Source organism: Erwinia sp. TECH1, from assembly GCF_054057575.1.
Genome location: NZ_JBSRZK010000002.1, coordinates 18,093 through 38,531, shown reverse-complemented (window position 1 = coordinate 38,531; position 20,439 = coordinate 18,093). Strand labels below are relative to the sequence as shown.

At 52.2% G+C, this 20,439-nt stretch carries 16 protein-coding genes and 1 pseudogene; 10 read left to right on the top strand and 7 right to left on the bottom strand.

What is annotated here, in order from left to right; genetic code table 11:
- The first annotated feature begins 116 nt into the window (after nucleotides 1-116).
- Nucleotides 117-1,958, top strand: a complete 1,842-nt coding sequence (locus ACVWZ0_RS21915) for a hypothetical protein (RefSeq protein WP_253461427.1) — start codon at nucleotides 117-119, stop codon at nucleotides 1,956-1,958.
- Between the two features lie 175 nt (nucleotides 1,959-2,133).
- Here ACVWZ0_RS21915 and ACVWZ0_RS21910 read toward each other — a convergent pair whose 3' ends face one another.
- Nucleotides 2,134-3,063 (bottom strand): LysR family transcriptional regulator, encoded by a 930-nt coding sequence (locus ACVWZ0_RS21910; protein WP_253461429.1) that lies wholly within the window; start codon nucleotides 3,061-3,063, stop codon nucleotides 2,134-2,136.
- 123 nt (nucleotides 3,064-3,186) lie between these two features.
- Between ACVWZ0_RS21910 and ACVWZ0_RS21905 the strand changes: the two genes are divergently transcribed.
- Together ACVWZ0_RS21905 and ACVWZ0_RS21900 are read left to right on the top strand one after the other, a co-directional pair.
- Nucleotides 3,187-3,753: an NADPH-dependent FMN reductase gene (locus ACVWZ0_RS21905; RefSeq protein WP_253461431.1), complete on the top strand. Its 567-nt coding sequence runs from the start codon at nucleotides 3,187-3,189 to the stop codon at nucleotides 3,751-3,753.
- 41 nt (nucleotides 3,754-3,794) lie between these two features.
- A complete protein-coding gene (locus ACVWZ0_RS21900) occupies nucleotides 3,795-4,319 on the top strand; it encodes a VOC family protein (RefSeq protein ID WP_253461432.1) in 525 nt (174 codons plus the stop codon).
- A gap of 263 nt (nucleotides 4,320-4,582) precedes the next feature.
- On the opposite strand, the gene ACVWZ0_RS21895 is transcribed toward ACVWZ0_RS21900, so the two are convergent.
- Both ACVWZ0_RS21895 and ACVWZ0_RS21890 read right to left on the bottom strand, forming a co-directional pair.
- On the bottom strand, nucleotides 4,583-5,197 hold the full coding sequence (locus tag ACVWZ0_RS21895; RefSeq protein WP_253461434.1) for a TetR/AcrR family transcriptional regulator: 615 nt from the start codon (nucleotides 5,195-5,197) through the stop codon (nucleotides 4,583-4,585).
- A gap of 150 nt (nucleotides 5,198-5,347) precedes the next feature.
- Complete coding sequence (locus tag ACVWZ0_RS21890; RefSeq protein ID WP_456784798.1) at nucleotides 5,348-7,324, bottom strand: sigma-54-dependent Fis family transcriptional regulator; 1,977 nt, start codon at nucleotides 7,322-7,324, stop codon at nucleotides 5,348-5,350.
- Between the two features lie 184 nt (nucleotides 7,325-7,508).
- Here ACVWZ0_RS21890 and ACVWZ0_RS21885 point away from each other — a divergent pair, with 184 nt between their 5' ends.
- Genes ACVWZ0_RS21885 through ACVWZ0_RS21875 form a run of 3 tightly spaced genes read left to right on the top strand, consistent with a single transcriptional unit; the run spans nucleotide 7,509 to nucleotide 10,761 of the window.
- On the top strand, nucleotides 7,509-8,957 hold the full coding sequence (locus ACVWZ0_RS21885) for a sugar porter family MFS transporter (RefSeq protein ID WP_253461352.1): 1,449 nt from the start codon (nucleotides 7,509-7,511) through the stop codon (nucleotides 8,955-8,957).
- Nucleotides 8,958-8,971: 14 nt separating this feature from the next.
- Nucleotides 8,972-9,982, top strand: coding sequence for a Gfo/Idh/MocA family oxidoreductase (locus ACVWZ0_RS21880; RefSeq protein WP_253461354.1), 1,011 nt, complete (start codon nucleotides 8,972-8,974; stop codon nucleotides 9,980-9,982).
- Nucleotides 9,982-10,761 carry a TIM barrel protein gene (locus ACVWZ0_RS21875; RefSeq protein WP_253461356.1) on the top strand — a complete coding sequence of 260 codons (780 nt, stop codon included), beginning with the start codon at nucleotides 9,982-9,984 and terminating at the stop codon, nucleotides 10,759-10,761. The genes ACVWZ0_RS21880 and ACVWZ0_RS21875 overlap by 1 nt, the downstream gene beginning before the upstream one ends.
- A gap of 79 nt (nucleotides 10,762-10,840) precedes the next feature.
- Here ACVWZ0_RS21875 and ACVWZ0_RS21870 read toward each other — a convergent pair whose 3' ends face one another.
- Together ACVWZ0_RS21870 and ACVWZ0_RS21865 are read right to left on the bottom strand one after the other, a co-directional pair.
- Complete coding sequence (locus ACVWZ0_RS21870; protein ID WP_253461358.1) at nucleotides 10,841-11,827, bottom strand: SDR family oxidoreductase; 987 nt, start codon at nucleotides 11,825-11,827, stop codon at nucleotides 10,841-10,843.
- 663 nt (nucleotides 11,828-12,490) lie between these two features.
- The gene (locus ACVWZ0_RS21865) at nucleotides 12,491-13,504 is read right to left on the bottom strand and encodes a RepB family plasmid replication initiator protein (protein ID WP_253461360.1); all 1,014 of its coding nucleotides are present in this window, start codon (nucleotides 13,502-13,504) and stop codon (nucleotides 12,491-12,493) included.
- A gap of 1,058 nt (nucleotides 13,505-14,562) precedes the next feature.
- On the opposite strand from ACVWZ0_RS21865, the gene ACVWZ0_RS21860 reads away from it, so the two are divergent.
- From ACVWZ0_RS21860 to ACVWZ0_RS21845, 4 genes are all read left to right on the top strand, one after another.
- Entirely contained in the window at nucleotides 14,563-15,159 is a 597-nt protein-coding gene (locus ACVWZ0_RS21860) for a DUF1349 domain-containing protein (protein WP_253461362.1), read from the top strand.
- A gap of 775 nt (nucleotides 15,160-15,934) precedes the next feature.
- The gene (locus ACVWZ0_RS21855; RefSeq protein WP_253461364.1) at nucleotides 15,935-17,140 is read left to right on the top strand and encodes an AAA family ATPase; all 1,206 of its coding nucleotides are present in this window, start codon (nucleotides 15,935-15,937) and stop codon (nucleotides 17,138-17,140) included.
- The gene (locus ACVWZ0_RS21850) at nucleotides 17,137-18,102 is read left to right on the top strand and encodes a ParB family protein (RefSeq protein ID WP_253461366.1); all 966 of its coding nucleotides are present in this window, start codon (nucleotides 17,137-17,139) and stop codon (nucleotides 18,100-18,102) included. Before ACVWZ0_RS21855 ends, ACVWZ0_RS21850 begins: the two co-directional genes overlap by 4 nt.
- 816 nt (nucleotides 18,103-18,918) lie before the next feature.
- Complete coding sequence (locus ACVWZ0_RS21845; RefSeq protein ID WP_253461368.1) at nucleotides 18,919-19,170, top strand: hypothetical protein; 252 nt, start codon at nucleotides 18,919-18,921, stop codon at nucleotides 19,168-19,170.
- A gap of 73 nt (nucleotides 19,171-19,243) precedes the next feature.
- On the opposite strand, the gene ACVWZ0_RS21840 is transcribed toward ACVWZ0_RS21845, so the two are convergent.
- Together ACVWZ0_RS21840 and ACVWZ0_RS21835 are read right to left on the bottom strand one after the other, a co-directional pair.
- The gene (locus ACVWZ0_RS21840; protein ID WP_253461370.1) at nucleotides 19,244-19,420 is read right to left on the bottom strand and encodes a hypothetical protein; all 177 of its coding nucleotides are present in this window, start codon (nucleotides 19,418-19,420) and stop codon (nucleotides 19,244-19,246) included.
- Nucleotides 19,421-20,319: 899 nt separating this feature from the next.
- Nucleotides 20,320-20,432, bottom strand: a pseudogene (locus tag ACVWZ0_RS21835) (hypothetical protein); the annotation flags it as partial.
- Nucleotides 20,433-20,439 lie beyond the last annotated feature (7 nt).

Here is a 20,439-nt window from a genome sequence, read left to right as displayed (position 1 = left end):
ATATGGCGCACACAGGGCCTTTGAGGTTATTTTTTCCGATGGTGATGGTTGATAAAGGAACAAAATAAACTTTCCAACCACTTTAATAGTCCTCACCAATATGAACAAAGAAAGCCATGTATATTTCCGGTCATAAACATACTCATAATCAGCCTCCTGTCAGTGACTCACCTTCCAGTAATACGTCTGCAGATGAAAGTCGCCTGACAGCGGGCGCGGCCTCCGCCCGTGACAGCGAACCGCCTACAGAGCCCTCCTCTGAGGCGAAACAGCACGATCATCACCCGGAAGCAGACAAGGGGATTTCCGGCGACAGGAAGTTGCTTGTGGGATACAAGGATGCACTGTCCCGTAGCATGGTGGAAGGCGATAAAAAACATCTGGCCAAGTTTGACAATAATCTCCGTCCCCCGTCGGTTTTGCTGCCGCGCGCAGCCTCGTCACCAAATGTCATTCATGACAGCGATGTCCTGAATGATTTTCGCAGACAGGCTTCTGAGCGTGGAAGACGTTATGGTGCCAGTGCAAAGACCGTTGGGAAAAATCAGGAAGCCTGGATCGATAAAAAAACAGGGAAGGGAATACTCAGCGGCACACTCTGGCCCCATGATGAAGCGGTATGGAACACCATACCGGATATCAAAAATCAGCCTTCCGCTGTATTCATGCCGGGTTATGCCGTGGGCGATCGGTATTCTGCCATTCTGACAATGCTGACGTATCCGGAAATGAAGCTCACCATCGGCTACAGCGAGAAGCAACCGGTACTGCCTGCTGAAAAAAAATACGCCATGGAAGCATTTGAAATCATTACGGATGCCCTGAAAAAGTCTGGCGTGAGTCAGGAAAATATCAACAAACGGCTTTCCGTAGTGCGCTATGACGGTGAAACCCCGCTGAACCACATTAGCGGCAGTTTTAACGATCCGGAGAACCGGAAAAATTTCACCACGGTACTGGGAGAAAAATCCGCCATTTGTGAACCACAGAATGCCTCACCCGACAGCCATCTCTTCCATATCTCCGCAACGACGGTAATGATGGCAAAACACTGGGAAGACAATGATGATCCGGTGCGTTCCGGCGCTGAAATCAGAAAGCTGGTTTATGGCCTGGTTAATGAAGAGGCCCGGGCAGAGCTTGACAGCCTTGTTGACAGCACGATTAAGGAAACGGGCCTGAAAGATAACTCCGTCTTATTATGGAAAACAAACAAGCCATTTGAGACGCCGGTTCGTGACGCCGCCTCTGCCCGTCAGAAAGAGGCGTTTGCCAATCCCCGTATGTTTGAGCTTATCCACGCTGCGCTGGAAAAGCAGGGAACGCCGGTAGCCTATATCGGGGACGGCTTCCGAAATGAGTACAAAAATCGCATTGAAGATCGCCATCCCTGGGAAAATCGCAGTACGCCCGACCTCAGCAAATTCTGGCAAAAATCTGCGCTTCTGAAAGAGCGTGTCAATCAGTGGTATTTTCTTGATCGGATAATGCAGAAATCAAACGGGAAAGCCTTCATCGGCGTGCGCAGCGGCGCGCTTGAACCGCTGAGTCTGTTAGGGCATAACGTCGTTTACCTTGAACCTAAATCCCTGTTCACGCCTGAACGCCATGCTCCCTGGCAGGGACGTATCCCCTATAACCGTCTGATTACAGAGGCATCAGCGGGGTATATTGATAATGACACGGAGGTGGAGCTGAAGAATCTGGGTAAGGAAATTGTTGCTGACAACCTGAGGGCCAAACTTTCTCTTGGGCCGGGTGACGGCGATCGGCAAGCCCTTGTCAAAAGCCTGTCGGAAAATAATCTTGCTGGCAGGGAGAAAATTGACCGGCATGACCGCATTGAAAATAATATCGCACAAGGCATTCTTTCACCGGCAGAGCTCAGCCTGATGTTGCGTATGGTCGAAACCGGCCAGCCTGCGCATTTACTTATGGACAGTGAGAAAAGCGGATAGCCGTCATCTTTTATTTGCCGGGTCTTATAAGCAGGCTGACTGCTGAGCTGCCGACGTAAAGTGATGACGGCGCAGCTCGATCGGCCTGTGTGTACCCGTATACGGGACGGCCAGAATATAAGCCTGCCGAAAGTGAGTAAACAGGCGTGAAATCAACTGCGTATTGACAAAAACGCTACCTGAGCTCGCCGAAATAGCCCTCGTCGGCTTTTTTCAGCAGTTCGTCCACAATAATCCGGACTTTCGGAATGAGATGGCGCGTCCGGGGCCAGACTACGCTAAGCGCAACCGGAACTGGCATGTGATCGGCCATGATGGTAACAAGATGGCCGGCGGTGATATGGCTGCCCACCATCGACTCCGGAAACTGCGCAATCCCCGCCCCTGCCAGACAGGCCAGCAGCATGGCATCGCCGTCGCTTATCTGATGCGCCGTACCGGATATAAACTTTATTTCCCGCTCTGCCACCGGACGTAGCCGCCAGGCAAGGGGCGCCCCGCGCCGGAAGCCCATTATGCAGCGGTGCTTTTTCAGCGCTTCAATGTCGTCAGGCACGCCGTGTTGTTCAAGATAACCGGGGGACGCGCACAGGAAAAGACGCTGCCGGCTCAGGCGCCGGGCAATCAGCTCATCCGTGCTCTGCAGTTCGCCCAGGCGCAGCACCAGATCCACCCCCTCCTCAACCGGATCGATAAGACGGTCATTAAAGGTCAGCGCCAGCCGCAAAGCCGGATAGCGGGCTGTCAGCTCCAGCAGTATCGGCATCATCAGGTTGCGACCAAATGATGCCGGCATATCGATACGAACCGTGCCCGCAGGGTTGTCCTGACGTCTGCTGAGCATGTTTTCAGCAGAGTCCAGGATTTCCAGCGCCGACAGGCAGCTTGTCAGATAGGCTTCTCCATCGCTGGTCAGGCTCAGTTTACGGGTTGAACGGTGGAACAGCCGTGTACCCAGCCTTTCCTCCAGCCTTGCCACGCTCTTGCCGACCGCGGATTTTGTGATGCCCAGCTGCTCTGCGGCCTCGGTAAAACTGCTCGATTTTGCCGTGATAACAAAATTCGTGATCCCCCGCAGGGATTCGGCCGTTAATTCGGTAGACATAAAGTTTACTCACTGGCGACTTATAGCGTGTTTATCGATGTTTAATTCTATACCAGACTGAAGTCAGCATATAAACACACGACCGGCCACGGCCGGAAAATTCGTCTGAACCGGGAAATCGTTATGTCACAGACAAAACCCCTTACGTTCGTGTCCCTGCTGGGCAGCCTTCGGGCAGGGTCTTTCAATGCGGTTGTGGCGCGAAATCTTGCTGCGCTGGTGCCGCCAGGCGTGGACATCAGCCCGCTCGGCTCTGTGGGCGATATCCCGCACTATGATGCCGATCTGCAAGCCCAGGGATTTCCCGAGACCGTGATGGCAATGGGCAAAGCGATCTCGGCAGCGGACGCGCTGATTATCGTCACGCCTGAATATAACTATTCCGTGCCGGGTGCCCTTAAAAATGCCCTGGACTGGCTTTCACGCCTGTCCGACACGCCGGTTGCCGGCAAACCCGTCGCCATACTGACGGCCTCGCCCGGTGCCATAGGCGGCGCCCGGGCACAATATCATCTGCGTCAGATCCTGGTCTTTCTGGACGGCAGCGTCCTGAACAAGCCTGAAGTGATGATTAGCCAGGCTTCATCCCGGCTCGATCCGCAAAGCTGCACCATAACGGATGCGGATACCCGCAGCCTGATTGCGGCTCAGCTCAGCGCGCTGGCAGAAATGGCGGTAAAGCAGAGCTGAGCAACACCTTTACCCTGTCTGTAAAATCTTTGGAGGAAATTATGTCTACCGGCACCGTTCGCGGTATGGACCATGTTGGCATCACCGTTTCTGATATTGAAGAAGCAACCCGCTTCTTTTCAGAAGCTTTTGGGGCTGAAGTTATCTACGACTCCGTGTCGCCCTCGGACGACGACGTGAAAGGCGAAGAGACGGAAAGTATCCTGAACCTGTTTCCGGGAACCAGAATCACCACGGTCAGGATGATGAAACTACAGCACGGCCCCGGCCTTGAGCTGTTTGAAATGCAGGGGCCGGAGCAGCATCAGCCCGTACGGCCCAGCGATTACGGCATCCAGCATTTTGCCGTTTACGTTGATGACATTAACGAAGCCATCGGCCTGTTTGAGCGTGCCGGCGGGAAAATGTTTACGTCTCCGCAGCCGCTGATGTTTCCGACCGAGGCAGGAGACAATAACTTTTTCTGCTACGGCCGGACGCCCTGGGGCAGCGTAATTGAATTAATCTCACTGCCTTCCAGGCTTCCCTATGAAGAAAGTACTTCCCTGCGACGCTGGAAGCCGTAAATATCGTGGTTGCGCAGGCCTGACTTTTTCTAAAAGCCAATAACGAGGGGCAATTCACCGTTGCCCCGACTCCCGCCGCATCTCTCTGCTGAGCGCTTTTAAGGTCTGTCAGCGCCTCTTGACGCAGCCTGGCCGCGCTGGCTGTCGCCATGCGCGGTCAGCAGGCAGGCGGGCAAAAAGGGATCGGGCCAGCGCATAAGTTATCTTATTTAATAGCAGCATAAGTGCGCCCTTCTCTGAGCCATGCCTCAAAAAATAGGCAATCAAGGCGCAAGGCTTCTCAGCACCAGCGCAGCCAGGCGGCTGGCATCTTCTTTGGCCGTATCAAGGGCGGCCTGCAGCTGCACCGGATCGGCGTAGGGCCTGAGCACCAGATAAACAGCGGCAGCCGTTTCGTCCAGCGGCGTTTTACGCTCAAACTCTCCCGCCTCGCGCCCCTCGCGCAGAATGGCAACGGTGGTTTCGCGCAGCCAGGCTTCATACCGCTCTGCCGACGACCAGCGATCGCGCGAAGCCGCAGCAGCGATATCAAAAAGGCGGCGTTCCCGAAAAAACAGCTCGCTCCCCGCCACCGTAAGCGTCTGAAAAAGGCACTGCATTTTCTCCGTGGCCGAAGGCGCCTCTTCCAGCGCGGCGTTCAGACGTTGGGTTATCTGCGTAAGGCAGCTGGCGCAGATGACTTCACCTATCTCCTGTTTTGAACTGAAGAACTTATAGATATACGCCTTGGAGAAGCCCACCGAGCGAGCCAGATCGGACACGGTGGTTTTCTCAAAGCCGTAATGGCTGAAGTACTCCATGGCGGCATTGACAATCTGGTCACGAAGGGTGTGATCGGACGGGCCGCGCGTGGCGGCAGGAAGTTTTTGTTCAGTCATTTTTTTTAGCTTCGCTCAGTGAGCTCCCGTTAACGAAATGTGACCGCAATATAGTCTGGTCACCATTTTAACGCACATCGGGCCCGCTTAGTGTTTTTCCGGCACTGACGTTGTACGCGCTGTGCAACTGTGCCGTCATGCTTCACCAGCCTACACCGGGCTGCGCATGTTTTTGCGCAGGGCAATGAGATCCACCTGCCACTGATTTAATTTATTGTAAAGCGCAGTGCGTGAAATTCCCAGAAGCCGGGCCGACTGACGCATATTTCCCTTATTTGCACTCAACACCTCGAGCACGTGCTGGCGCTCTTTTTCATGCAGCGAAGCCTGCCCGGACGCTGGCTGAGCAACAGGATCTCCCTGTCGCATCTCCTCGGGCAGATCCTGCTGGCTGATTTCCATCCCCTCGCATAAATTCACCATCCGTTCGACCAGGTTTTCCAGCTCGCGCACGTTGCCGGGCCATTGCCAGGCCTGTAAACAGGCCATCGCCTGCGGTGAAACAGCCGGGGCGATGCGCTTCAGCCGGTTACAAAGCGCCTGAATGAAAGTATTTACCAGGCCCGGTATGTCTTCACGCCGCTCGCGTAGCGGGGGAATATTGAGGGAAACAACATTGAGGCGATAGTACAGATCGCGGCGGAAAGCGCCTTTCTCCACGGCATCGGACAAATTACAGTGGGTGGCGACAATAATACGGACGTTGACCTTAAGAGGATGCGCGGCGCCAATACGCACCACTTCGCTTTCCTGGATCACCCGAAGCAGGCTGGTTTGTGCTTCCAGCGGCATTTCGCCAATTTCGTCGAGAAACAGCGTTCCGCCGTCGGCAAGCTCAAATTTTCCGGCCGATCCGCCTCGCCGCGAGCCGGTAAATGCGCCATCAGCGTAGCCAAACAGCTCGCTCTGTACCAGATCCCGCGGCAGCGCGCCACAGTTCAGCGCCACGAAAGGCTCCTGCTGGCGCGGGCCGGCATTATGGATCGCCTGGGCAAACAGCTCCTTACCCGTGCCGCTTTCACCCGTCAACAGCACGGTGCTGTCGGTGCGGCTACTGGCCCTTGCCTGCTGAATAGCCTGCTGCAGCGGCAGCGAATAGCCGCGGATCATATCGAACGTATAGCTGGCGCTCACGCCCATCACCCGCCGGGTAATGGCGCGGATACGCTGGTTTTCGCGCAGAGACAATACGCGCCCGCCGTCAGGCGCGGGCATCAGTGAAACCAGGCAGGAGACCGGCTCTTTGCCGCCGGGCATAAAAAGCAGCTCGCGATCGTTACAGAAAGGCAGGCTGAGCAGCGAGACGTCCTGCGGACGCAGCAGCGCATCAATGGATCCCGCTTCCGGATCGAGGCCACAAAAAATCTGGCGGGCATAGCGATTAAGCGTTTTGATGCTGCCGTGGCGGTCACAGACGATTACCCCTTCATTCAGCGTTTCCAGGATAGATTGCTGCTCGGCGAGCAAATGACGCAGCTGCAGCTGTTGGCCTATCGTCTCCGCCGCTGCCTGAACGGTGCCCAGCGTGTGCGTGTTGAACTTATCCGGCGTGGCGGTAAGCGTCAGCACGCCAGCCAGCTTGCCGTTCTTATCACGCACCGGCGCGGCGGCGCACTGCCGATGCCTTCTACGCAGATCCAGCTTCCAGTTTTCACCGCTTAACACGTATACCAGCCGCTGTTCGATCAGGCAGCGCGCGGTACAGTTGGTGCCCAGCACCTCCTCACGCAAAATGCTGCCAACGGGCGTCAGATCGGCACCGCAATAATACAAGGTTACCCCGTCAGCATCCGTCAGGTTGATATGGCCGTCCGGATTATAGGCCAGCAGGTTTTCCATAATGCTGCGCGCAACCTGAATCATCTCTGCATTTTGTTCCAGGATAGCGGCCAGTTCGTCTGGCGATGGGGAAATATAGCTGAACGTTTCCGGATCGATATTAAGCGCCCGAGAACGCTGCCAGGAATGCAAAATGCTTTGCCGCATCCAGCCCGGCTGTTTGCCGCCCGTAAAGCTGTGCCAGCCTTGCCACAGCAGGCTGTCCCACTCCGTGACTTCCGTGCTGTCCGGCAGGCTGAAGATAGGATCGCTCTCGTCTTTAAAGGGTAGCCGGCTCAGGTTTTTCATCTACACATCCTTTAAGGTCTGGAATGTCCATTTTATTTACATGTTAAGTTGACATGTAAATTTTGTTTCCAGTTTGTGATCTCTAACTGTGTGGTACTTCACATTACAGGCCCCTACCGGTTGGCATCCCCTTTGCAATACCTCTTACAGACACGTTGAAAGCGTTAAAAGGAAAGGGGTTGTGATGCGTAAACATAATATCCGGTTGATTCTTTTCATCTGTTCCATTGCTTCACTCAGCGGCGTGATCCTTGGCTATGACGCTTCGGTGATCTCTGGCGTAATTGAGCCTTTAACAGAACATCTCAACCTTTCTGCGTGGGAAAGCGGCTGGGCCGTTTCAAACGTTATTCTGGGGTGCGTGGCGGGCGCATGGGGCGTGGGATACGTTTCAGACCGTATCGGGCGCAAGTCCACGTTGATTATTACCGCCGTACTCTTTGTTATTTCCGCCATGGGATCCGCTCTCGCCCATTCGCTGACGGGTTTTGTGCTCTATCGACTAATTGGCGGGCTGGCGGTAGGAATGGCGTCAGCGATTACCCCTCTCTATATCGCGGAAATCTCCCCCAAGGACTGGCGCGGCCGTATGCTTGGCCTGCAGCAAATGCTGATGGTTGGCGGCCAGGTCACGGTGTATATCGTTAACTATCTGATTGCGCGCGGTATGCCGCATGCCTGGATCGTCAGCGAGGGCTGGCGCTGGATGCTGGCTTCCGGCGTGGTGCCCTGCGCGCTGTTCCTGCTGCTGGTGCCGTTGATGCCGGAATCTCCCCGCTGGCTGGCGCTGAAAGGTAAAAAGGATCGCGCTCGCCAGGTGCTGACCCGCCTGTCCAACGCGCAACACGCCGAGCGTTTACTCACGGAAATTCTGGCTTCTTCTCAGGACGCACCTGCCCAGTCCAGCCAGCGCGGCATCCTGCGCGACCCGCGTGCACGCTACATTTTGCTGACAGGCTGCGCGATCGCCATTTTGCAGCAGGTTTCCGGTATCAATATCCTGCTTTATTACGCGCCGTCCCTGCTGCAGAACATTACCGGCAGCACCCAGGATTCGCTGTTCCAGAGCATTTTTCTGGGCGTGGCGCTGCTGGCGGGCGTGGCAGTCTGTCTGAGCACCATCGACCGCTTTGGCCGGAAGCCGCTGCTGCGCTGGGGCGCAATAGGATGCGCGCTGTGCCTGATGTTCACCTCATGGGCGTTTATCGCGCAGATTGACGGCATGCTGCCGGTGATTGGGCTGGTGGCCTTCGTTCTGATTTTCGGGCTGTCGTGGAGTCTTGGCGCGTGGCTGCTAATTTCAGAGATTTTCCCTAATCGCATGCGCGCCGTGGCGATGGGTTTCGCCTTCTCTTCCATGTATGTGGCGAATTTTATCGTCACGCAAAGCTTCCCCATGATGAACCGCAGCGCCCTGTTGATGACGCATTTCCACGGCGCTTTTCCGCTGATGCTGTGCACGGTGGGATGCCTGGTAGCGTTCTGGTTCGTACAGCGCTTCCTGCCGGAAACGCGTGGCGTCTCTCTTGAACATATCGAACCGCTGATGCTTTCCAAATCCCGCCGCTTCGCAGCCAGGGCGACGCGGCCCGCTGAACAATCTTCCCTGCCCGACTGGGCAAACACTAAATAATAAGGAGTGCTGTGATGATGAAAACTGTACGAGTGGGACTTATCGGTGCAGGAAGGATGGGCAGTTTCCATGCTGAAAACCTTGCCTGGCGCGTGCCGGGCGCGACGCTGGCGGCCGTAGCCGATCCGCAGCCCGGCGCGGCGGAAAAGCTGGCGCAAAAGCTCGGCGTGGCAAAAGCCTACAGCGATCTTCATGCGCTGTTGCAGGACCCGGACATTGACGCCATTGCTATTGCTGCCCCCGCGCGTACTCATGCTGAATGGGTCATAGCGGCCGCCAGCGTGGGAAAACACGTCTTTTGCGAAAAGCCGATGGCGGTAACCCTTGAGGAAGCGGACCGTGCGATCGCGGCGGCCAGCCATGCCGGTGTGGTATTGCAGGTCGGCTTTAACCGTCGTTTTGACGGCGGCTTTGCCGCTGCGATTGCGGCGGTGAAATCGGGCGTGAACGGCACGACTCAGTTAAGCCGTTCGGTCACTCGCGATCCGGCCTTGCGCGATCCGGCCCCCATCCCGCAGTGGACCATTTTTCTTGAAACGCTTATCCATGATTTCGATACGCTGCTGCATTTTAACCCCGGCGCAAAACCGGTGGAGGTTTACGCATTGGCCGACGCGCTGGTGCGTCCGGATTTTAAAGACAAAGGCCTGCTGGATACCTCAGTAGTGACTATCCGCTTTGACAATGGCGCCATCGCGACGGCGGAAGCCAATTTTCAGGCGGTCTATGGCTATGACGTCCGCGGTGAAGTCTTTGGCAGCAAAGGCATGCTGCAGGCGGGCAATATCAACGCTACCAACTGCGTGCGCTATCACGAGGGCGGCATTGTTATTGAAACTTCCCGCATGGATTCCGAGCTGCTGCGTGAAGCCTATGTGACGGAGATGGCCGAATTTGCGCGCTGTATCCGCACCGGCGAAACGCCGCGTGCTACGGGCAAAGATGCGCGTAACGCGCTCGAAATTGCGCTGGCCTGCATTGAATCAGTTAAACAATGTCAGCCCGTCAAACTGGACGCACGCTAATGAACAGCTATCAGCTTTCCGTTTGCGCCGAAATGGTCTTCCTCGATCTGCCGTTTGTGGAGCGGGTAAAGCGTATTCATGCGCTGGGGTTTGGTGTCGAAATCTGGGGATGGGCCGGTAAAGACATTGATGCGCTGGCCGCCACCGGCGCGCGCTTCACCTCCATGACAGGCTATCTCAGCGGTAATCTGACCGATGACGACGATATCCGGCAGCTGCTGCAAAGCGCTGAAGCCTCGCTGGCGATCGCAGAGCGGCTACGGTGTCCGGCTTTAAATCTTCACGGAACCGGTCTGGATGACAAAGGATTACCGGTAAAACCGGTCGAGGTGGTGACTGGTGCGATGTGGCTTAAGGCTGTGGAAACCTTACGTCAGCTGGCGCGAATGGGCGAACGCGCCGGACGAATATTTACGCTGGAAAACCTCAATCTGCCCGTTGACCATCCGGGAACGCCGTTTGCGTTGGCGGCCGATACGCTGGCGCTGGTCAGCGCCGTTAACAGCCCCGCGCTGAAAATGAATCTCGACCTGTATCACGCACAGATCGGCGAAGGCAACCTGATTGAGCTGATCCGTAAAAGCCAGAAACATATCGGTGAGATTCAGGTAGCTGACGTACCGGGCCGTAAAGAGCCCGGCACCGGTGAGATCAATTACAAGGCGGTAGCGCGAGCGCTTCGGGAGATTGACTATCACGGCACGGTCGCGCTGGAAGGCTGGGCATCGGATGATTCGGCAGCGGCGCTGGAGGCCTTCCGCGAGGCCTTTACGCAGTAGTTTTCGCGGTAACTGGCGCTCTGTGAGCGCCTTTTACTCAAAAATTGCGATATGCTCACCTCCTGCTCGTGCAGAGGCTTTAACGGCGCCGCAAGCTGCGTAATCCCAGCCAGGCCACGGCAGCAACGCCCAGAATGGTCAATCCGGGGTTGTTGACGTTCAGATTAAGCGCACGCTGCTCCGCTTTTTCATCAAAACGGCCGTGACTGCGGTGCAGTCCTTCGACGGACTGATGCAGGTTATCCGGCCGGCCAGCGACCTCCGGCTCCTCGGTAATCTGGCCGCTCCAGCCCTGTTTTGCCATCATACGATCCAGCAGGCCCGGGAACAGCATATTGCCCACGATGGACTGGAATGTGGAACGCCCGACCCACACTTCCCGCGGCGCATGGCGCGCGGCTTTAAGAATGGCTCTGGCGGCGACCTCCGGCTGGAAAATGGGCGGCATAGGCTGAACGGTGTTGCCCATTTTGTTACGCGACCAGTCAAACTGAGGGGTATTAACGCCCGGCAGATGCACCATAGTCAGCCGAATCGAACTGTTGTTATGCAGCAGCTCGCTGCGCAGCGAATCCGTAAAGCCCCTGATTGCCGCTTTGGCCGCGCAGTAAGCGGACTGTAGCGGAACCGAACGATAAGCGAGCGCTGAGCCTACCTGTACGATAATCCCCTCGTCACGTTCCCCCATCAGCGTTAGCGCAGTACGGGTGCCGTGAACGCAGCCCAGATAGGTCACATCGGTGACGCGCTGGAATTCTTCGTCAGTAATTTGCGTAACGGGCGCCAGCACGGTCAGCATGGCTGCGTTAACCCAGACGTTGATCGGACCAAGTTCGGCTTCGATTTTACGACCGGCCGCCAACAGCGCGCCGCCGTCTGCCACATCTACTGCCGCGCCCGATGCCTGTACACCAAACAGTTTTAACTCTTCAATAGTCTCTTTTACGCTTTGTTCACTACGGCCAATCACCGCTACCGCATAGCCTGCTTCAGCAAAGGCCTGTGCGCTGGCGCGTCCTACGCCAGAAGTCCCACCTGTAATTACCGCTACTTTTTCCTGCAACATATCTGGCCCTCATAAACCGCTGCGTCACAGCCGTCTGATAAATAAAAAATGATAAACGCACGAATTTTCGTTAACAGAGTATGGCAGGCTGCTGAAAAATAGCTGGTTGATTGCAGAACAGGGATCAATAAATGGAAGGAACGCCTGCTGTCCTGCCGCATTGTGCGCACGAAGATGACTGTAGTCAGCGAGCTCCCGAGAGCAGTCCATCTCGAGCGATGTAAAGCATTAATATCATTTCGTAGGTGACCAACCGCCGCTCTCAGAATGAAGAAAACGCCCTTCCTGGTTTCTGCCGGGCAGTTTCCGCTTAACCACTGAAGCGAGTAAAAAGGCGTAAACTTTTGACCACTGCGGAAAGTAATAAACCACTATGGGGAGTAATAACCACTATAGTGAGTAAAACGGCGGTAAAAATGTATCCACTCTGGTGAGCGCGACCTTTAATAGCGAGGCGTACAGCGGGTATGGCTAGAGTCATGTTTTGGTAAAGCCAGGCAGGAAGGTATTTGAGCCAGGCTTTTTGGTTAAATCTGGTTCAACAACCACTATAATGAGATCCGCCTCTCATTACAGTGGTTGCTTATCCGACATAACGGTGACTTACAGGAGCAAACTGACGCTCATCGCAGTGGTTGCTGGCGCTTTTGCTCTCCACAGTGGTTACGGTTTTTTACCGCTACGGATCTTTTCTAACAGTTCCAGCTCTTCTCGCGAAAGCATAACCATTTCGCCCTGGGGTGCGGTTTCCTCAATCTCGTCCTCAGGCAAATCGGGCAGGCCAAGCGGGATTTCTGCCGGTCTGAGCTTTGGCCGCCGGTAGTGGATGACGAAATAGACGATTTTGCCTCGCTTAATCTCTGTGTAGTCCAGGTAGCCGATCTCCCTCAGCTGCTCCATCGCTTTACGGACGGTCGCGTTTTGCGTGATGGTACGCGAAGTGAGATTCAGGCGAGCGCGCAGGCGGGCCATGGATATGGGCGCTGGTGAAGGCGGCAGGCTTTCGATAAAAGTATAAAGCGCCTGTGCAGACTCTTTACGGGACAGCTCGTTGATGGCTCTGAGCTGAAGAAGCACCTTTTTATCGAACTGATAGAGCTCAAAAATCTTGGGATCGGCCTGAAGAGTAACACTGTCGGTTTTAGTGCTGTATTTGGCTGACTGCACCAGATGCGTGACGTAATACTCCCCTTCTTTGTTGCTGAACTGAATAGTATTGGTCGCAATGCGGGTCAGGGAAGCATCCAGACGGCTTCTCAGCTTCGCTGAAGAGCGTACAGAAGGGATGCCGCACAGTTTAGCGAAATCGACGAACGGCAGCGTTACGCTGTCTCCCAGCACCTTATATTTGGCAAAGGCATGGATAATGCCGACCCAGGTTTTGAAATCGTTATCCATATCAAGCCGGGCACCGGTTATCCTGATATTTTCGTACCCTTCGGATTTAACGATCGACAGCTGTTTCAGCTCGTCAGTGACATCCATGGTCGACATCTGGTTTTTTCTGCCCCGCGCCGTCGATTTAAGCGTGGGTACAAACAGCCCAAGCCGCATCAGCGCCACCGGCTGAACGGTATTGTTACTGTTAGGAGTCAGGTTGATAACCTCTCCCGTCTTTTTGTCCGTTTCACAAAAAGCTGCATCTATCTGACTAATTTCTTGTTCTTTTTTCGGCATTTTACAAACCCGTGATATGAACAAGCGATATTCGCCGTTACTGGTTACAGTGGATACTAACACTCACCGTAGTGGTCAGGCTACTTGCTATAGTGGATTTATTACTCTCTACAGTAGTTGTTTTACTTACCACAGTGGTTAACGATCCCTTCTCAGGCCAGTTACGGCAGGCCTTGCGAAGCGCGGGGATCTTTATGGGTCTTTCTGGTTCTTTATATGATCTGTTATTGGATCGAACCAGTGGATAAAAAAATCTTATTTTCAGGAGCCTGTGGATAGCTATGGGTTAAAGCTGTGTCCGGATAATACAAAGGTTCAGCAAACCCGCTACAGGCAATGCTACAGCGGCAACTGCTTAATCATCAGTTATCTACAGGCAAATTGGCATGATACTCACTACAGTGGTTTTTAACTACTGTCCAGCGTGGATGTTTTACTCGTTATAGCGGTTATTTAGCTTATTACAGTGGTTATTTTGCTCACCACAGTGGATAGTAACCCCCTTCCAGGACAGGCCAGATAAGGGCTGAGCGACTCCGGGGATCTCTTAGGGATCTTAGAAGGATCTATTCAGGATCGATTGATTGGATCTGGCCTGTGAATAATAAGGAAAAACTGGCTATCACTATTGGTACACTACGCCTCTTACCACCTTTTGATGTTCGATATCAAAACTAAGACCGCAACATGGTCTGACTGATTTGAAAAAAATAGATAAGTGCTTTCAACTGGCAGCGACTTTTCACATATGCAAGGGGATCACAGCGGATAAAATATACTAATTAACATTGGCTTTAGTTGCACATTAAGGCACCGCTAAAAAAGCAATATATGCATTGAGAGAACCCATGCCACAATAATCAGCTACGCTGACAATACTTCCCATGCCAGGATTTTAACCTTGCGCCCGGGAAACCAGACTCTCGTTTTTAATGCGTTATGCCCTGACTGACCGCCTCTGGCTAACCGCTTGTGACTAAAAGCTTATATTGCGGTTTGCTGAATAAACGAGAATTCAAAAAACAGGGTCTGATATACGCTCAACATGGGGAAGGCTTATGATTGTTGTGGATTCACTGGAAGCAGGCAAAGGCAACTGGATCAACAAGCCCGATAACTACTCACTGGAAAATGGAAAACTACAGTTAACTACCGCGCTCAACACGGATTTCTGGCGTCAAACCTATTACGGTTTTCAGCGGCATACCGGACATGCGTATGGATTTTACGTGGAGAACGACTTTACCCTTCAGGTAAAAATCATGGCGAATTTCTGCCATCTGTATGACCAGGCAGGTATTTTTTTGCAGGATGACGAACATCATTGGGTTAAAGCTGGGATTGAATTTAATGACGATCTGTCATCTATAGGGTGCGTGGTTACGCGTAAAACCTCTGACTGGTCAACCGGTCTTTTTCCCGGCGATCCGCAAACTTTCTGGATGCGCGCTACGCTGGAAAACGAGGCCTTAAGGATCCAGTATTCGACAGATAGTAAAAAATGGCCGTTGCTGAGGCTATGTCACTGGCCAGATATAAAAAAACGTTTTATCGGCGTGATGGGCTGCACCCCGGAGAGAGAAGGACTTGAAATAACATTTGACGAGTTCAGGCTCGGGCCTCCTTTGAGCAAATCGCTTCACGATTTGACATGAATTCGTATCAGGATCCCGGCAAAAAGGCCATAACTTTGTTCAGGCTATAAGAGGCGAACAGGAAAAGCTTACGCTAAGGCTGCAAGCATTTGCATTTAATGCAGGGTATCAAGTATTTCTTGGCTTAATGTTTGCCATTCTTTCTACCCTGGTCCGTTTGTGCTTCTGTAGGAAAGGTATCCCACAAATGATTTGAGTTCATTCTGCCGATCCTCCGGATGCAGACGGCAAGACTTACTCTCCGTCGCATCCGGAAGCTATTTCACCAGTCCAAACCCCAGCGGTTTTCTGAATTGCGGTTACTAACAGAACTTTCTACGCACGTTCATCGGATCTCTCTTAATGATATCGAGCTCCCAGAGGTCGTCGTTCAGCAGTTTGCAGGACAGGTTAACCCTGATGGAAACGACATCATAACGAGGCGCATGCTCAACCACTCACTGTTGTGATGGACAACATTGAGCTTGCACCGGAAAGCGTGTCCACTATCGCTAACAACGTAACGCATGGAAAGGCGAAATGCCTTTTTTATCCTCATCACACATTCGCACCATTGTTTGCCCTACCCTGGATTCAATGATGCCGGTTTACGCCGGATAGCAAATCTTTCTATCGCGCTTCCAGGCCACCTGATTTCAGGTTGAGCGTCAATTAAAATGATTACGTACAATTTTTTTTTGCCTGGCTATTTTTTGTTGTACGTTGGCCGGGTGTATGTACAATTGTTTTTGCTGAGATGCCCGTTCAGACAAGGGATTATAACCGAGGAATAATGATGAAACGCGATTACGGTGGTGTTGGTACGATAGCTTTGAGAGCAAGTTCTTTACTGCAGGCGATGAGCCGGGATATTGAGGAGCAGCGGAAAGAGTTTAACCTGACAGAGTACCATCAGACTTATACTCGCAATGCAGTGGCAAAGCTACCTAAACTGAGCCGCCGTATCGTCGAACAATCCATGAAAGAAATGGAAGAACAGGGTTATGATTTCAACAAAAAGCAGGTCGGTAACGTTGAACAATATGCATTAACAATTCAAAACGTTATAGATATCTATGCGCATCGCAAAATTCCTAAATACCGGGATATACATCAGGAACCTTATGTGATTTTTGTGGTAAACCTGAAAGGTGGGGTATCGAAGACCGTCAGTACCGTAACGTTGGCACATGCACTACGTGTACATCAGGATTTGTTGCGTCATGATTTACGGATTCTGGTAATAGATCTCGACCCTCAGGCATCAAGCACCATGTTCCTGGATCATACCCACAGTATCGGGTCGGTTCTTGAGACTGCTGCGCAGGCTATGTTGAACGATCTTGATGCGGAAACATTACGCGAAACCGTCATCCGCCCGACGATCATCCCTGGCGTGGATGTGATACCGGCATCCATTGATGATGGTTTTGTGGCCAGCCAGTGGGAGTCACTGGTTGCAGAACATCTTCCCGGCTCAAAGCCTTCTGAAGTCCTCAGGAAAAAAATCATTGACCGTGTTGCTGACGATTACGATTTTATTTTTATCGATACCGGCCCTCACCTCGATCCGTTTTTGCTTAATGGCCTGGCGGCCAGTGATTTACTGTTGACGCCCACTCCACCGGCACAGGTCGATTTCCATTCGACGCTTAAATATCTGACCCGCTTACCTGAAATGCTGGAGCGACTGGAAGAAGAGGGCGTCGAACCGCGTTTAAGCGCAAATATCGGGTTTATGTCCAAGATGACCAATAAGCGCGATCATGAAACGTCACACAGTCTGGCGCGGGAAGTTTATGCAAGCAGCATTCTGGATTCATCCTTGCCGCGCCTGGATGGATTTGAGCGCTGCGGTGAATCATTCGATACGATAATAAGTGCAAATCCGGTGTCTTATCCCGGTAGCGCAGAAGCACTAAAAAAGGCCCGTACAGAAGCCGAACGTTTCACAAAGGCGGTTTTTGACCGAATTGAGTTCATCAGGGGAGCCGCAGAATGAAAAAGGTATTAGCACGCGGGCGTGTACTGGGAAACAGCAGTTCTGAGTTTGCCAAAATGCTCGAAGGGGAAGGTAATTTCAGGACCTTTACGCTTAAATCAGGTAAAACCGCAAAATTTGTCAGTACCGTTGTGTTTAGCGGAGATATCGAGGCTAAAACATTTGTTGACTCAGCTGTTAACGGGCGTGATCAAACCATGCTTACGCCTGAATCAGTTAGTGATATCTCGCGTACCATTAAGCTGCAACAATTTTTTCCGGCTATCGGTCGCGAAGTCGGTGGGCGTATCGAAATATTGGACGGTACACGCCGGCGTGCCGCATGTATTTTTAGCCAGACAAAATTTGACGTACTGGTCACCAAAGACGAGCTCAGCATTGCAGACGCGCGCCAACTGGCTATTGATATCCAGACAGCACGGGAACACAGTTTACGCGAGCTGGGCAAACGTTTTGAGATGATGTACGACAAAGGTATGTCCAAGGACGAAATAGCACGAGCGGAAAATATCTCTCCAGCTAAAGTTACGCGCGCGTTCCAGGCTGCTGCGGTTCCTGATGAGATGGTCGCCGTATTTCCCGTGATCAATGATATCTCCCTGGCTGACTACCAGTTGCTTCTCAAGGTGGCTGAAGATGCTAAAAATAAAGGAATGCCTGTTGCTGAACTGATGAAAAAGGTCAGGCAGCAGATTGCAGAGACTGAGGGGGCAAGTACGGATAAAGCGAAAATTATTGCGATAATTCGTGCTGAAAGTAAGAGTTTAAAACAGGCAGTGGGTAAGCAGGTTGAAACAGTAAAACTGCGCGAATTTGCCGATCGTCGTCAATATGCCAGAAAGAAAACTGACCTGAAAAAACGTCTGGTAGTCTACGAGTTCTCCCGAATTTCACCTGCTTTACAGGCGGAGATTGATGAGGCAATAAAGCAAATAATGGAAAAAATGCCTGGCGGTGAATAGAAAGTTTATCAAGTGCCGGGCGATCCCGGCATCGTCTGCCAGTCAAATTGTCCCGCCAAAAATTCGTATGTAACTGACTGAATTTTAATTTTTTTCTCGGATCCTTTCATACTGAAAGTCCCGAGGTTTTTTTCTGAGCCTACAGATAACTTCATCAGCGAAGAGGTTGAGCGGCGTGTATTTGGAAAGCATAACTGTCTTAAATAGTATCATTTATGCCGCGCCAGAATGCATCGCTCATTATGCAGCCACTCATAAAATTGTCCCGCAGAATTTATGTACTTAACTTTATGATAAATAAATTATTTTTTGATTTCTTTCATATTGAAAGTCCCACTATGATCTTCTGTTTTGGTTTGTAGATTTCGTATTAATCCTTGCCTGTAGTGCACTAGGTGCGGTTTCGACGCTGCGCCCTCTGCTTGCTGCGGGCAGATTTGTCGGCATCGCATAGGTCGGAACACAGACAACTTTAATCCGGCAGGATGTCTTTATGCACATCACACTTTTTCATGCATTGGCGCTTGTCACAAATATATCTGCGCTGGAGAAGCGGGCATTATGTGACTTAAGGGTGCAGATATATGTGCCTTCAATGTGGAACGAGCAAGCATCTGAGCTACACACTATGGGCATAAGAGGATACGTATTTATCTGGCAGCCAGGATAGTTGTAAGTTTCCAAAGCCACGACTGGCACAGAAACCGGGATCTAATTAAGCTCTGTCAGACGGGATATGTACTCTATACGCGTCACAACGATCCGGATTTCAAACCAAAACCGATGCGCATACGTGCGCGTTCTGAAAACCGCCAGGTGCTGGATGTCCTGTCCCACACACTGGTTGCAAACTGCGATTACAATCCCGACAGCGATTATCCGTCTGAAATCATGGCGCCATTGAAGCATATCGATGTGGCAAGGGGTATGCTTCAGGTTTATGAAAACGGACGTAAAGCCTGTAACAGCCCGCCTGAAGCTTTATCAGTACATGAACAGCTGCGCTACGTTATCGTGCTGCACGAGAAGGATAATGATAGCGGCCCGAACAAGCCATTGCGTCTTTAGTTGTCTGAAAAATTTTTGCGTTATGCGGCATCTCTGGAGAAGAGAGCCGTGCCTGACCTGGCCAGTTCCGCAACTAGGCTATCAGTACAGACCTGGCGAGGTAGGAGCAGGACAAAGTCATCAGGCAGGCGAGCCGGAAAAACGCAGCCGCCAGAACGGGGAACGTCTGGATGAACTGCTGAATGAAACGGCAGGGCAGGTTGGTTCCCTTGCGGTAGCCAAAGCGGGCAGAAAGAACGGCCATTACCATACTGGGTCGCCTGATCATCGAAAATAATGGTTCAGCAGGTCATCGCGCTGGAATCGGTGCTGAAAACCGAACAGCCGAGGCGCCTGAATACCGATCCGGAACCCTATACTGTCCTCCAGCCTTAACATTGCCCTTTATTAACTTACTGCAGTCGGGCGCGGTTTTGCGCTGGCACCGTAACATAAATTCAGCTTTGTCAGGTTTCACTAAACTAACCCCTTTTCTTATGCCTTTTACCGCATGAGTAGGTCATGTTGAAACCGAAAAATGGCGAAGGGGCATCTGAAAAGCACTTAACTTCGATACATGAGATTAGCGTCAAAAAGTAGGGCCGGTTAGCTATTAATTTCGAATATTAATACTTAACACAGCATGCCCTTCAAAAAGGGAGTATCTTTCGTGCGTCAGAGACAGCACTAAAAAGGTCGCTCTCTCCACTTAGTTACCGGCATAAAATCTCGCTCTATTAAAAAACTTTCGCAGTAGCTATGAAAATTAAGGTAGTAAACTGTATACGGATGGCATCGTCTATAACAGAATTAGTTACAGCATCCATAAAGTCTTTTGGTAACCTCTACGTACATCCCGATACCCGGATCCGCTTCTCCCCACTGAGAAGCCGTACCGCTCCGGGCCATAGGCTTGGGACAGACTTGGCTTTAAATAGGATGCTGTAACTAAAATCAGTACTGCTTTAAGATGGATAGAGGCCTTGCCATGATCACCCCGATGGCGCACAAGGGGTTCTTCACCGGTACTGGCAGCTCTGACTTTGCAGCGAGGAGGGTTGGTGAAATATGTCAAACCGTAGCCGCCTTTGCCGGGCTACGGTACTACTCACCGACAAAACGGCATTTAAAATCTCCTGACGCTTTCAGGCGACATCAATGGATTGGTATCGAAAGGCTTGTTATACCCGAGCGCTCCTCAGAAGCCTATACCAGACCTTATAAGTACCGCATCCGGGAGGACTGACAACGCCGCTGCCGGTCACGACAATGCGCTTTTGAATTTCAGGC